Origin of the sequence: Flavobacterium sasangense DSM 21067 (assembly GCF_000686885.1) — a bacterium.
Taxonomy (GTDB): Bacteria; Bacteroidota; Bacteroidia; order Flavobacteriales; family Flavobacteriaceae; genus Flavobacterium; species Flavobacterium sasangense.
This window is the reverse complement of sequence record NZ_KK366035.1, coordinates 50,561-64,492: the sequence shown is the minus strand read 5'-3', so window position 1 is coordinate 64,492 and position 13,932 is coordinate 50,561. Positions and strand designations below refer to the sequence as shown.

The following is a 13,932-nucleotide window of genomic DNA, read 5'->3' as shown; positions in this document are numbered from 1 at the left end:
CTTCTCACCTACTAATCAAACGATCTGTTCGGGAGAAACTTCTGCTTTGGTAAATTTAAGCAGTACAACTCCTGGAGCTACTTTCTCTTGGACTGCTACTCAACCTACAGGAATTACAGGGGTTATTACTTCAGGAACGAACACAATACCAGCTCAAAACTTAGTAAACAGTACTAACGCGCCTATTGATGTTAACTATACTGCAGTAGCAGCTACAAACGATACTTCTGCTTGTGCCGGTAGTAGTTTTACTTATACCATTACAGTAAATCCGAAACCAAGTATTGAAAATCAATCATTTATTATTTGTAGCGAAGAAGGGTTTACAGTAGATCCTATTGATGGTATTCCAAATACTAATACAATTGTCCCTTTAGGTACAACATATAATTGGGTTATTAGTAATAATCCAAATATTTCAGGAGCAAGTTCTGGCACAGGTAGTGAAATTAGTCAAGTATTGACAAACAATAGTACATTAATACAAACAATTGTATATACTGTTACCCCAATAGCAGGTATTTGTACAGGTAATCCATTTACAATTACAATTGAAGTTTATCCTAGACCTGATGTTACTTTTGACCTTCCAAATCAAACCATTTGTAATGAAACCAATACATCTTTAGTTACGCTAAATTCAACCCTTCCAGGAAATATTACTTACGAGTGGAATGCTACAATTCCAACTGGAATTACTGGTGCATTAAGTTCTGGGACAAACACTATACCTGTTCAAACACTTATAAATACAACAAATGCTCCATTGACAATTACTTATGCTGCAACAGCAACTTTTAATAATAATGGATCTTCATGTGAGGGGAACGTTTACAACTATTCTATAACAGTTAATCCTACATTCACATCTTCTGGTGTAGTTTCAAATTACAATGGGTATAATGTAAGTGTTTTTGGTGGTAATGATGGAGCTATCAATTTAACAACAATTGGAGGTTCTGGAACCTATACTTATAATTGGACTGGACCAAACGGATTTACCTCAACCGCTGAAGATATATCTGGATTATTTGCTGGAACCTATACTGTAACTATAAATGATGGTTATTGTGCTCCAATAGTGTTAACTTTTACGCTTACTCAACCACCTGAATTACTTATTCAGCCAGATTTAAGTCTTACTATAAATCTGATTTGTTTTGGCGATAACAATGGCGCTGTTGGTGTATTAATTACTCAAGAATCAGTTCCTCCTTATGATTATGAATTATATGATAGTAATGGCAACCTAGTAACATCAATTATAGATTCTACTAATTTAAACCCTCAATTTACAGGATTAGTCGCTGGAGTATATTCACTAACAGTTATTGATGCTAATGGAGGTAGAAAAACAGTAACAGGACTTACGGTTACCCAACCTGATGATATTATAATTACTGCAACCACAACACCAATTACATGTTATGGCGCCAACAATGCCTCAATAACATTGACAGTAACAGGCGGAACAGGCCCATACCAAGCGCAATGGGATAATTTAGCTACTGGGTTTTATCAAAATAATTTAGCTGCTGGTAATTATTCCATTTTAGTGACAGATAACAATGGTTGTACTAAAACAATTGTAGTAAATATTCCTGAGGCTCCAATATTTACAATAAATCCTGTGGTTGTTAATATTTCATGTTTTGGGGCTAATGATGGAAGCATTAATCTAAACTTAGTTGGTGGAATACAACCAATCTCTTTAACTTGGAGTGATGGAAGCACTGCTGGTTTAGTTAGAAATAATTTAGCACCTGGTACCTACACGGTAACTATTGTAGACTCAAAACCATGTACCATTGTTAGAACTTTCATCATTGTTGAACCACAACCACTTGTTTTAAGTGCAAATGTTCAAAATGCATTAGATTGTAATGATGCGAATAGTGGTTCTATTAATCTATTAGTATCTGGAGGTACTCCTCCATTTACTTATAGTTGGTCAAATGGAGCAACTACTGAAGATTTAAATACTATTTCATCAGGAAATTATGCTGTTTTAGTGACTGATTCAAGAGGATGTACAAAATCAGCACAATATAGTGTAAACCGACCACAGCCATTAACATTGAATGTAGAAACTGATACTAATGTTAATTGTGAAACAAGAGACATCCGTCAGATTTTTGAAGCACAAGTTTCTGGAGGTGTACCGCCAATACAATTAAGTTGGTCGAGCGGAACTGTAAGTGGTGCAAATAATGAATTTATGACCACAGACCAAGACGGTCTGGTTGTTTTAACTGCAACAGATGCATTAGGATGTACCACAACTTACAGCTTAAATGTTGACATACCGGTTTTAGGAAATGCATCTTTCGATCAAACTTCTTATGGATACACTGCCTATGGAATATATTCAATTTTAGATCCTATACAATTTACAAATACGGCTACTGGTGATTATTTGAGTATATTATGGAACTTTGGAGATGGCACTTTCTCAAATGAAGAAAATCCAATTCACACCTATATCCAAGAAGGTGATTATGTAGTTACTCAAACTGTAACTTATCCATTTGGTTGTGTATATGTTCATACTATCAGTTTAATAATTGAAAAAGGATATTTACTAGTAGTTCCAACTGCATTTACACCAAATAATGACACACTTAATGATACCTATAGACCAGTAACCAAGGGATTAAAAAATGTACGACTAGATGTTTATGATACATGGGGTTCATTGATTTATTCTGAAACTGGAGATGTGCTTCGTGGTTGGGATGGTACCATTAAAGGAGTTAATGCTGAAAATGGTAATTACCATTGTAAAGTGAGTGCTGAAACGTTTTATGGAAATATAATAAGAGCTGAAGAAACTTTTGTCTTAATTAAATAAGAATTAGAAAAAAATGAAATTTAAATTATATATATTACTAGTCTTTGTTACTCCTTTTATTGAAGTTAAGGCACAAGACCCTGTATTTACACAATTTTTAATAGTTCCTGAAACATTAAATCCAGGATTTACTGGATCTGCAAGTTCATGGAATGCAGGTATAATCCATAGGAGGCAATGGCCAGAAGGTAATAGACGAATTGATACCCAATATGGATTTGCTAATAATTTGGTGACCGACAATCTAGGCGTTGGGATTACAGTCTTAAATCAAAAAGAAACTTTCACAAATTATAACTATTTTCAATTTAATGGAGCCGTTTCTTATCGAATAGATTTAAATTATAACTGGCGTCTTAGATTGGGTTTAGAAGGAGGTTTTGGACGTAAAGATTTTAACTTTGGTAATTTACTATTAGAAGATCAGATAAACATCAATGATGGTTCAATCTCAGGAGGTAGTATTGACCCAGGTTTTCTTAGATATAATAATCAAATCAATTTTGTAGATTTTTCTTTTGGGGTTTTAGTTGATGAAGAAAATGCATGGTTTGGAGCTGCCTTAAAACACTTAACTCGTCCTGACATTTCTTTTCTTGAAAATGGTAATGTGCCTTTAGATTTGTTCTTATCAGTACATGGTGGCTATTATTTTGCTTTAGACAATTCGCCAACTATGATTTTGCCTGCAGATACAGATTTATTAGTGTCTTTTAACTATATGAGACAATCTCAATTTAACCGATTAGATATTGGTGCCTCATTAGAAATGAATATGTTTTCGTTTGGAGTTATTGCAGCTACCAACCCAGAAGGAAGAAGTACAAATAGTCATCTTGTTACTTCTCTTAATCCTTTTGTCTCTATGAGAGCTGGCGAATTTAAATTTGGATATTCGTATGATATTAATACATCTAGATTTGGACAAAATCAAGGGGTTCATGAACTTACTCTAACTTGGCAATCTAAATACACTTGTAGAGATTGTGATAATTATCGAATGAAACTAAAAGATATTAGATGGTAAAAAAATAAAGGCTAAAGAAACAATAGTTTTCTTTAGCCTTTAAAATTTTGTAGAATAGCAAGATAAAAATTTTCAACAGAAGGTCCTTCTAAATTCCCCAGTTTAAAATTTGCTGTTCTTTTAACTCTTCCAATAGAATCGTAATTTGTCAATAAACCCTCTATTTTCCCATCTTTTAAATTGTAAGTTGAAATAACATTTCCATACTCATCATAATCCTTTTTAAATCCATTATTAGGATCATACACTCCTCCCTTTTTATAAATGCTTACTTCATAAACTGTGTAAGTTTTTTTATTGGAGCCACCATAATAATAATCATCATCATTATCACTATCCTCTTCACGATTATAAGCGATCTTTAAATAGAATAACTTATTCTCATAGGACGCTACAACACGATTATCTAATATTTCTTCATCTGTTAATTTATAACCATTTGTGGCTACTTGTTGAATAATTGCGTTATAAAACTCCTTTTGTCTAAATCGATACATTATTTTATTTGGCAGTCCCTCATAATTATAAACATAAAACCATCCTTTAGCTTTTGCATCGTCATATAGGTTTCTTCCATGCGCCCAGGAAATTGTATTATAACCAATACCATCACTTTCGGATGAATCATAATAATCCCAACCTTTAGTAATTAAAAACTTGTTTGTGGTTTCCCAATTTTTATAGCTGGCCATTGTATGTAACTCGTTAAGAGTTATTTTTTGGGCTGATAAATTTTGTACTGCGACTAAAGAAAATATTGAAATTATAAATTTTAAAAATTTCATAATTAAATTAAGATTTGTTTTTTTTATTAGTGTAGATATTTAATAAACGAAAGCAAAAAAAATTTGCGTAAAAGCTTCATAACAAATAAAATTACCTACCCTCCAAAATTGTAATTACTTCCACAATTTTTGCCACTTGTTGCTCTTCTGTGGCTACATCTTGTATGGCTTGTAAAAGTTCTTTTTGATAGGTTTTATCTTGTTTTTGAAAAACAGACAAAACATTAGCTTCGGCAAAACAATCTAAAATGGCTTGCTCGTCAGTCTTTTGGGTGTCTTCTAAAAATAAGGTAACCAATACTTTATCGCCACCTGTTTTTTGAATGGCATTTCGTATTTCAGAATTAACAGCCAGCTTTTTATCTCCATTTTTAACCGGTCCTAAATTCTTATGTTGAATAGCATAACCATCAATAGTGCCCGAAACTTTTAAATCGCCCCATTTGCCTTTAATGTCTTTAGTATTGGGAACAATTAATTGGTACGTCCAAGCGCCATTGCCTGGAATATACTGTAACTCTAAAAGTTCGTTTTCTATGATAATTCGCATATCAAATTTCAATTTTATCTATTTCCTTCATTATTCTATCCGTTTCTGTTAAAGCAACGATGATTTTTTGATAATGCAAAATATCTTCAAAGCCTAGTTCTCGGTCTTTGCGGTCTTTGAGCCATTTTTGAGCAGGTTGATAGCCACCAATGTAAAAGTTCCAAGCCACTTCGGGAACGTTGGCGAAATACTGTGTTTCGTTAATATATACGTTGCCGTTTTTGTAAGTTGGTTTCGTTACAATGTTGTTACCATCTTCAGGATATTGCGTAATGTATTTTTCTACAATAGGACTTTCTAACAAATGAATTTGTCTTAGTTCTCCACCTAGTTGAACCAATTGCCAAAAGATGTTGGAATCCTTTGGATATGGCACTCTAGGAAAATCTATTTTTAAAAATTCTTTATACGTTTCTCTGTAGGTTGGTGAGTGAAGCACCGCATAGATATAATCCAATAAATCTATTGGAGCAAACGTGGTTCTAAATTCTGAGCGAACGTCTTTGTCATTTGCCAAACAAACATTGCCGTCTTCTTTCTCTGGTGTAAATGCTAACCCTAACCCTTTGGCTATATCATTCACAATTTCCATGTTGAGATTAGGGGTGCGAATAGTTTCGTTTAACAGACTTTGTTGGGTTGTGACTTCAGGATATGAGTATAATGGAAAAATAAACGTCTGAAAACCATAAAGATTTAAGTCTATAGGGCAATTTGAAATAAAAATATTTGAAAAATATTTTACATCTACAGTTGTTCTCATTAAACACAAACCATAATTTTCAAAGGACATGTCAATCATTGTTTTGCCTCTTGGTCTTCCAATAAAACCACCTGATCTATTTGTTAAAATAGAATATCTTTTGTCAAATAGTTTATATAAAATATTTATTTTTTTGAACAACTTACTTTCAATATCTTTTTTTGCTTCTTCTGTTTTCCAAATGCCATCTTTAATTTTATACTTTAATTTTATATCTTGAACATTTAAAAATGAAAAATCATCAATAATTTTATTTAAACTATTTTCAGTAAAATTAATAGCTATAGAATCATTTTTAGTTTGAATACCTGAATTGTAATTTTTTAGTAAAATGTCAATTTTTAAACCTTTCTCATATTTGTCTTGTAAACTAAAATCTTTAGGAACAAAGAAATAATAAGGCTCTTCAAATTTTAAATTATTCCATTTTAAATCTTTTAAATTCTGATTCAAAAAATCATATTTAAAATCTCTTTTACCAAACAAATCAAAATGAAAAACTTTACCTAATTCGTTTTTGTTTTTCTTTCCTGTTTTTATGAATAAGTTGATAGATACACCTTGCATAATATCAAAAACGTTTTGGTCAGGTGAGCCATCAGGGCTTACTTCTTTTTTCTTAGCGTTGCCATGTAAATCTAAAATATAGATTTTATCAAAACTTTCTAATAAATGTTTTCGCATTTGACGGTGTGTGATTCCATCAATAAAACTATTATTAGAAATATAAGCTAAAACGCCTTCACCATTTTTATCAATAAAATGTTGTCCGAAACGAGTGAATTTTATATAATCATCATCAAGGTTGATTTTTCTTTCGTTCAAATCTTTTTTGTAATCTGCAATTAGATTTTGAATCCATTCGTTTTTATTAGTACTACTAACGGCATAAGGCGGATTTCCAATTACAACCATTACAGGTGCATCTCTTTTAATCGCATTGGCTTGGTCGACTTCGTCACTTAACCAAGAACTAAAAAGCGTTGCGGTGTCGGGGTGTGCTTCTTCTAATGAGTTGGTCAAAAATATTTTAAAACGTTGGTCGTCCGTTGGCTTGTAACCTGTTTCGGTAAGCAGCATGTCCATTTTCAAATGTGCCATAGCATAACTCGCCATAAGCAACTCAAAGCCGTTTAATCTTGGTATTAAATCATTGGTTACATACTTACTCCAAATGCCTTGTTGTCCTTCAAATTTCTTGTGTATGTGTTTTACTACTTCGGCAAGGAAAGTTCCTGTTCCTGTAGCTGGATCAAGAATTTGTACTTTGTGAACTTCTGTTTCAGTTTCAACCTCTTTTATTTTGGAGTTGGCACCCGTTCCCGTTTGGGTAACCGCTTTTTTCTTAATTTTTATTTTGCTGGTATCGGCTAAACCTTGTGGTAAATGAAACTCCGTTTTCAAAATATCATCAACCGCACGTACAATAAAATTCACAACAGGTTGCGGAGTGTACCAAACGCCTCGAGCTTTTCTTAAAGCGGGATTGTATTCCCCTAAAAACGTTTCGTAAAAGTGAACTACAGGGTCTTCCTGTTTGGTACTTTTACCAAAGTTTTTCATAATGGTTGCCACGTCTGAAGCTAGGAAAATATTAACTAACTCGTCAACTATCCATGTTAAACGGGTATCTAAATCAAAACCCGCAATGTCTTGAAATAATTTTCTAAGAAATGGATTTGATTTTGGGATCAATTCAGCCGCTTCCATTCTCGAAAAAGTGGGTAAAGTTGGGTCGTGATAACGAGCCGCAAACATACCGTAAGCAATGGTTTGCGCATAAATATCCGAAAACGCTTTATTGTCAATGTCGTGAATCAACATTTGTTGAAATGAAAGCATTTGCGATTTTAGTTGCGAACGTTTGCCTTCTTGGTCGTCATGGTTTAATGATTTTTCGATAACGTCAGCCATTAAGCGAGCCTTGCCCGCCATCATTTGAGCCAATTTAGTGGGTGACTTAATGGTTTGCGAAATGGTTTCGGCAAAGTTTTTTATGAGTTGGTTAAATTGGTCAAAGTTTTCCACAATCGGAACAATTTCAACCGATTTACCATCCTGAGCTTGTCGAAGGGTAGCAATCGCAATTTTGGTGGTTAGTTCTCCATCTTTGTAAAAATGGAAATCCATATAATCAGTAAAAATCAAATTCGACAATCCCGATTTGTAACGGTCAAATTGTTCTTTTAGGGTTTTGCTTCCTAAATCCACTCCAATGTCTTTCGCTTCAATATAACCAACAGGAACGTCTTTGCGGGTCAATACATAATCAGGCGCACCACAATCTACTCGAGCGGGTTCATTGGTCACCAAAACATCAGGCAAAATGGCCATAATGAGGTTTTGAAGGTCACCACGATACGAATGTTCTCGAGCGTTTCCTGTTTTGTAAAGCGTGTTTATTTTATCGATGTATTGCGTAAGTGTCATTAGGTAAGTAATTAATTTCTGACTTTTTCAAACTTATGAAAAAAAAAGCACCTACACAACCTATACCACTACCTGAATTTAAAACCAGGTAAAAATAGGTCGATGCTTCAGCAGTTAAAGTAAACAATGGGATTGAGATAAAAATGTGGAAATCCGTATTAAGAATGTTAAATAGAAAAACGCTAGAAAACATTTTTTTTAGAACAAACAAATTGTAAGGCTTTTGTAAAAAAAAATAATTAAAATACAACAATAAAAAAGTTGCATTTTACAATGTTAAATTTTAAAAAGGAGCATCGGCACAATTAAAAATAATACTATATTTACACTATAATTTCGTTAGAGTAGCTGGAACTACTCGAGGTCTTATTACAAAATTACGCTCAAAAATAGGGGTTCTAGCCAGTTTTTTTGAGCTTTTTTTATGCTTTTTAGTGACTAAAAATTCGATAAACAGTTAAAAAAATCGTTGGAAAAATGTAAAGAATGGCAATTATAAAGTAAAAAAACGCTACATTTTTTTTAAAATAAACGCGAAAACTATTTTTTTTAGTTGGTCAGCATGAAAAAAGTAAAACATCAGGACAAAAGAAAAGGTTCGTCAGGACAAAGCAAAAGTTTCATCAGGACGAAATTGTTACAATTATAACAAAAAAAAGACCCCGAGCACTGGAATACTCGAGGTCTTACTACAAAATTACGCTCAAAAATCGGGGTTCTAGCTCGCTTTTCTAAATGACAAGTCATTCAATAAAGAACGTAATCTTTTACCTGGACGGAATAAAATTCGTGTTTTGGTAATGGCTCCCGAAGTTACTTCTTCAGCCGTATCTCTACCTTCAGAGCTTACCCCAATTTGAAAATTACCTAATCGCCCTAATTTGACAATTCTGCCTTGCTCTAATTCGCTAATAATGTTGCGTTCTAAGGACAACAATACCGCATAGCAATCCGATTCGGTTACCGTACATTGATACGAAATTTGCTCGGCTAATTTGTCTAAATCAACTTCACCATCTGCAATAGCAGCGGCATAAAACTTTTCAGGCGCTGTTAAGTCCTGAGGGTTCTTTCTAGGAAGAACTTTGTACTTTACACTCATATTTTTTAGTGTTAAAAGTGAATAAATAATTTTTTGTCATAGTACACTAGCTTCGGATTTCGTGCCTAACCGACTCTTACAAAGATTGTAATTTTGTAGGAAAAAAGAAAGTCAAACTTATTCACAATTGGAGCAAGTTTTAAACAAAGCTATTGATTGTCAGTAAATCAATATAATTTTTTAACCTATTGAATTTCAAACAATTATATTTATACAAATTACATATCATATCGCTCAGACCATCTGAAAAATAAGGAGCTCACAAAATTTATGTTGCTTGGAAATAAGTAATTTTTTCAATTCATCAAAGCTTTGTTTACTTTTGAAAAATTGTATAATGATAATTTAAAGGGCAAGAACAAGGGCAAGTTCAAGTTCAAGTTCAAAGGTAAGAATAAAGGCAAGAACAAGTTCAAGGGCAAAAATCAATAGCGATGCTTAGCAGCACGACAAACTGGGCGGTAAGAAAACTCAAACAAGTAAAACGCTCTGTGTAGCTCTCTCAACGCAATCTACTTCAAAAGAAACTCAGTGAAGCTCTGTGTAAAATAACAACCGTAACACCCCTAAAGTCCCCTCAAGGGGACAATTCTTTCTAAGAAATTTTAGTGCTATACTTTTTCATTAGCCTTCGACTCCGCTCAGGATGACAATCGTGTCAATGAATTTCTAAAGATTTCTGGGCATTTAAATTTTAAAGATGATTTCAATTTCTTAAATCTGTATTACAAAGCAAAAACAAGTTCAAGTTCAAGGGCAAAAATCAAATTCAACTTTCAACATTCGTTATTCATCATTCAACATTCAAAACACACGTAACACCCCTAAAGTCCCCTCAAGGGGACAATTCTTTCTAAGAAATTTTAGAGCTATTTTTTCATTAGCCTTCGACTCCGCTCAGGATGACAATCGTGTCAATGAATTTCTAAAGATTTCTAAGCATTTAAATTTTAAAGATGACTTCAATTTCATCAATCTGTGTTCCAAAAACCTGAAAAACAAAATCAACTATTTCAAATACTTTTCTCCTATCACTTTTCGAATCGAAACAAAACCAATTTTCTCCAAATCAATTTCAGAGCGTTTCACCCAAATTAATTCCTGAATTTCGTCTTCAGCAGCCACATTGATTCCATTTGAAGGCAAGGCGCATTCATAAAAAATATCCATCGTTCGGTACGGCACGTTTTTATACAAATAATTATTCGGTGAAGTCGTAACATACTTTAAATCCGAAGGCTGCAAGTTCAAGCCCAATTCTTCTCTAATCTCTCTACAAGCCGCTTCTTCTGCTGTTTCATTTGGGTCAATAAAGCCACCTGGTAAATCCCATTTCCCTTTATCTGGGTCAACATTTCGAACCGTAAACAACACTTTGTCTTCAAACGTAAAAACAAGCGCTACAGCCGCCGCAATGTTGTGATAATACGTAAAACCGCAATCCTCACAAAAAAACCGACGATTATCAGGAAATGTAAAATGCGTTGAAGCACAACTAGGACAAAATTTGAAAAAACTCATTTTTTAGTGATTAGTAATTAGTGATTAGTGATTAGTGATTAGTGATTAGTGCAAATTTACTTTTAAATTTTCAATTCGCATGCCAATTCAAGGGCAAGTTCAAATTCAAAAATCAACTACAAATCCGCTACACCCCTATAATCCCCTCAAGGGGACAATTCCTTCTAAAAAATATTGCAGTAATTAAAATTTTAAAGATGATTTCAATTTCATAAATCTGTGTTCTAAAACAAATACAAGTTCAAGAGCAAGTTCAAGAGCAAGTTCAAGGGCAAGAACAAGTTCAAAAATCAAGTACAAACCCGCAACACCCCTAATCCCGATAGCTATCGGGACCTCAAGGGGACAATTCCTATCAAGAACTTTAAACATTATAACTTTTCATAAGAAATCCGTAACCATCTGCTAAATCATCGTCATCCGCGTTCCCATAAAGTACAACGCCTCTGTGTAACTCTTCAACACAATCCACTTCAAAGAAACTCCGTGTTACTCTGTGCAAAACTTAGTGTAACTAAAAATCCGCCACAACCAGCGCTCCGCCGAGGCTGACCCGTTTCATCCGCGTGCCAGTTCATGTACAACATCCTAAAGAAAATTAAACATATAAGTCATATAAGGAAAAACAAGTAAAAGTTACGCTGAATTAAGTTCATATAAGATTTTAAAGATTATTTTAAATTTCTCCAATCTGTGTTCCAAAAATCTGAAACTTGAAACCTTAAAACTATATAACTATATTTGCCTCATGAAGCATTTAGTCATCATTGGAGCCGTTTGGCCAGAACCTACATCAACAGCAGCCGGAAGTAGAATGTTGCAAATCATTTCATTGTTTCAAAAGAAAGAGTATGAAATTACATTTTTGTGTTCTGCTTCAAAATCAGATTTTTCGTTTGATTTGACTCAGATTTCGGTTAAAACCAATGAAATCCAACTGAATGATAGTAGTTTTGATGATGAAATTAAATCATTGAATCCCAATGTTGTACTCTTTGACCGATTCATGATAGAAGAACAATACGGTTGGCGTGTCATGGAACAATGTCCGAATGCCTTACGAATTTTAGACACCGAAGATTTACATTTCCTAAGAAAAGCTCGAGAAGTTGCATTCAAACAAAATCGCGAATTAGTTTTTGAAGATTATATTTCCGATGTTTTTAAGCGCGAAATGGCTTCCATTTACAGATGCGATTTGACGTTGTTGATTTCGGAATACGAAATGCAATTAGCTACTGAAACGTTTAAAATTGACGCTTCACTTTTATATTATTTACCTTTTTTATCAGAAGAAATAAATCTAAATACTCCAAAGTTTGAAGAAAGACAACATTTTGTAAGTATCGGTAACTTTTTGCACGAACCCAATTGGCAAACCGTTTTACAATTAAAAAAACATTGGAAATTTATCAAAAAAAAACTTCCACAAGCCGAACTCCATGTTTACGGAGCTTATGTTTCGGAAAAAGCCAAGCAATTGCACAACGAAAAAGAAGGTTTCTTAATCAAAGGAAGAGCTGAAAGTGTTGCTGATGTTTATTCGAAAGCTAAAATTTTGTTAGCGCCAATTCCATACGGAGCGGGTTTGAAAGGAAAATTATTTGAAGCCATGCAATTGGGATTGCCTTCTGTAACGACCAAAATGGGCGCCGAAGGAATGAATGGAGATTTAGATTGGAACGGATTCATTTCTGATGAAGATGATTTTATAGAAAAAGCAGTAGAATTATATTCCAATAAATCCCTTTGGGAAACCGCTCAACAAAACGGTTATGCGATTATAGAAAAACGTTTCAAAAAAGAATTATTTGCAAGTGATTTCATGACTAAAGTAGCACAACTTCAAGAAAATTTGAAAACACACAGAAACCAAAACTTCTTAGGGCAAATACTACAACACCAAAGCTTACAAAGCACCAAGTACATGAGCAAGTGGATTGAAGCGAAGAACAAATAGCAAGGGCAAAAATCAAACTTGAAAATTTAAAACATATAAGTCATATAAGTAAAAAGAAGTAAACGTTACGTTTAATCAAGTTCATATAAGATTTTAAAGATTACTTCTATTTCTTAAATCTGTGTTCCAAAATAAAAATCAAGGGCAAAGACAAGTTCAAATCTAAAAGTAAAAAAAAGTAAGCGAAAAACTTTTTACTTTTTACTTTTTACTTTTTACTTTTTACTTTTCACTTTTCACTTTTTACTTTTTACTTTTCACTAACCTACCCATGAATCGTCTCCGATTTCCCGTAACTTGCAATTACTTTGGCTTCAAATTCTAACCATTCTTCCCAACGTTTTTTAACGTCGTAACCTTCTTCTGCTAATTCGTGAGCAAATTGCAAGAAAGAAGTATAATGATTTGCTTCTGAAATCATTAATTCTCTGTAGAAAACAGCCAATTCTTCGTCTTTTATGTTGTCGGAAAGTACTTTGAAACGTTCGCAACTTCTGGCTTCAATCATGGCAGCGAATAACATTCGTTCCACAATTAAATGTTTGCGATTTCCAGGCTTCATAAACTTAAACAAATCGTTTACATAACTGTCTTTTCGTTCACGACCTAGAACCCAACCTCGTGATTTGATAATCTCATGTACTTGTTCAAAATGATCTAATTCTTCCTTAGCAATTGAAGTTAACTCGGTTGTAATTTCAGTAAATTCAGGCAATAAATTAATTAACATCATTGCGTTTGATGCTGCTTTGATTTCGCACCAAGCGTGATCAGTAAGAATTTCTTCTAAATTTCCTTCGGCTATGTTGGCCCATCTTGGGTCGGTTGGTAGTTTTAAACGAAACATATTTTTAAGTAAAAAGTGAAAAGTAAAAAGTGAAAAGTTGATTTTGACAACTTTAAAACTATTACTTAAAAAATTAATAGTACAAAATTATTGTAT

The 13,932-nt window shown here is 33.4% G+C and carries 10 protein-coding genes; 3 read left to right on the top strand and 7 right to left on the bottom strand.

Annotated features, from left to right (window positions below):
- A partial coding sequence (locus BP92_RS17175) for a PKD-like domain-containing protein (protein WP_160169136.1) occupies window positions 1–2,851 on the top strand: 2,851 nt, incomplete at its 5' end.
- 13 nt (window positions 2,852–2,864) lie between these two features.
- Complete coding sequence (locus BP92_RS16545; RefSeq protein WP_051604512.1) at window positions 2,865–3,878, top strand: PorP/SprF family type IX secretion system membrane protein; 1,014 nt, start codon at window positions 2,865–2,867, stop codon at window positions 3,876–3,878.
- A 32-nt stretch (window positions 3,879–3,910) separates the two neighbouring features.
- Here the strand turns inward: BP92_RS16545 and BP92_RS0115340 are convergent, their stop codons facing one another.
- The 6 genes from BP92_RS0115340 to BP92_RS17305 form a co-directional block, all read right to left on the bottom strand.
- Window positions 3,911–4,663, bottom strand: a complete 753-nt coding sequence (locus BP92_RS0115340) for a toxin-antitoxin system YwqK family antitoxin (RefSeq protein ID WP_026726835.1) — start codon at window positions 4,661–4,663, stop codon at window positions 3,911–3,913.
- A gap of 91 nt (window positions 4,664–4,754) precedes the next feature.
- Window positions 4,755–5,213: a DUF1905 domain-containing protein gene (locus BP92_RS0115335; protein ID WP_026726834.1), complete on the bottom strand. Its 459-nt coding sequence runs from the start codon at window positions 5,211–5,213 to the stop codon at window positions 4,755–4,757.
- Between the two features lies 1 nt (window position 5,214).
- On the bottom strand, window positions 5,215–8,406 hold the full coding sequence (locus BP92_RS0115330) for a type ISP restriction/modification enzyme (protein ID WP_026726833.1): 3,192 nt from the start codon (window positions 8,404–8,406) through the stop codon (window positions 5,215–5,217).
- Between the two features lie 718 nt (window positions 8,407–9,124).
- The gene (locus BP92_RS0115325; protein WP_026726832.1) at window positions 9,125–9,508 is read right to left on the bottom strand and encodes an HU family DNA-binding protein; all 384 of its coding nucleotides are present in this window, start codon (window positions 9,506–9,508) and stop codon (window positions 9,125–9,127) included.
- 1,008 nt (window positions 9,509–10,516) lie between these two features.
- Window positions 10,517–11,029: an NUDIX hydrolase gene (locus BP92_RS0115320; RefSeq protein ID WP_026726831.1), complete on the bottom strand. Its 513-nt coding sequence runs from the start codon at window positions 11,027–11,029 to the stop codon at window positions 10,517–10,519.
- A 183-nt stretch (window positions 11,030–11,212) separates the two neighbouring features.
- The gene (locus BP92_RS17305; RefSeq protein WP_026726830.1) at window positions 11,213–11,401 is read right to left on the bottom strand and encodes a hypothetical protein; all 189 of its coding nucleotides are present in this window, start codon (window positions 11,399–11,401) and stop codon (window positions 11,213–11,215) included.
- A gap of 376 nt (window positions 11,402–11,777) precedes the next feature.
- On the opposite strand from BP92_RS17305, the gene BP92_RS0115305 reads away from it, so the two are divergent.
- Window positions 11,778–12,989: a glycosyltransferase gene (locus BP92_RS0115305; RefSeq protein WP_026726829.1), complete on the top strand. Its 1,212-nt coding sequence runs from the start codon at window positions 11,778–11,780 to the stop codon at window positions 12,987–12,989.
- Between the two features lie 265 nt (window positions 12,990–13,254).
- Here BP92_RS0115305 and miaE read toward each other — a convergent pair whose 3' ends face one another.
- Window positions 13,255–13,836 carry a tRNA-(ms[2]io[6]A)-hydroxylase gene (gene miaE / locus BP92_RS0115300; RefSeq protein WP_026726828.1) on the bottom strand — a complete coding sequence of 194 codons (582 nt, stop codon included), beginning with the start codon at window positions 13,834–13,836 and terminating at the stop codon, window positions 13,255–13,257.
- Between the last annotated feature and the right edge of the window lie 96 nt (window positions 13,837–13,932).

What these genes read in the sequence shown, in the direction of transcription:
- BP92_RS0115305 (WP_026726829.1), top strand. Translation starts at nt 11,778, where the DNA reads ATGAAGCATTTAGTCATCATTGGAGCCGTTTGGCCAGAACCTACATCA.
- BP92_RS0115320 (WP_026726831.1), bottom strand. Translation starts at nt 11,029, where the DNA reads ATGAGTTTTTTCAAATTTTGTCCTAGTTGTGCTTCAACGCATTTTACA.
- BP92_RS17305 (WP_026726830.1), bottom strand. Translation starts at nt 11,401, where the DNA reads ATGTTTAAAGTTCTTGATAGGAATTGTCCCCTTGAGGTCCCGATAGCT.
- miaE (WP_026726828.1), bottom strand. Translation starts at nt 13,836, where the DNA reads ATGTTTCGTTTAAAACTACCAACCGACCCAAGATGGGCCAACATAGCC.
- BP92_RS0115325 (WP_026726832.1), bottom strand. Translation starts at nt 9,508, where the DNA reads ATGAGTGTAAAGTACAAAGTTCTTCCTAGAAAGAACCCTCAGGACTTA.
- BP92_RS0115330 (WP_026726833.1), bottom strand. Translation starts at nt 8,406, where the DNA reads ATGACACTTACGCAATACATCGATAAAATAAACACGCTTTACAAAACA.
- BP92_RS16545 (WP_051604512.1), top strand. Translation starts at nt 2,865, where the DNA reads ATGAAATTTAAATTATATATATTACTAGTCTTTGTTACTCCTTTTATT.
- BP92_RS0115335 (WP_026726834.1), bottom strand. Translation starts at nt 5,213, where the DNA reads ATGCGAATTATCATAGAAAACGAACTTTTAGAGTTACAGTATATTCCA.
- BP92_RS0115340 (WP_026726835.1), bottom strand. Translation starts at nt 4,663, where the DNA reads ATGAAATTTTTAAAATTTATAATTTCAATATTTTCTTTAGTCGCAGTA.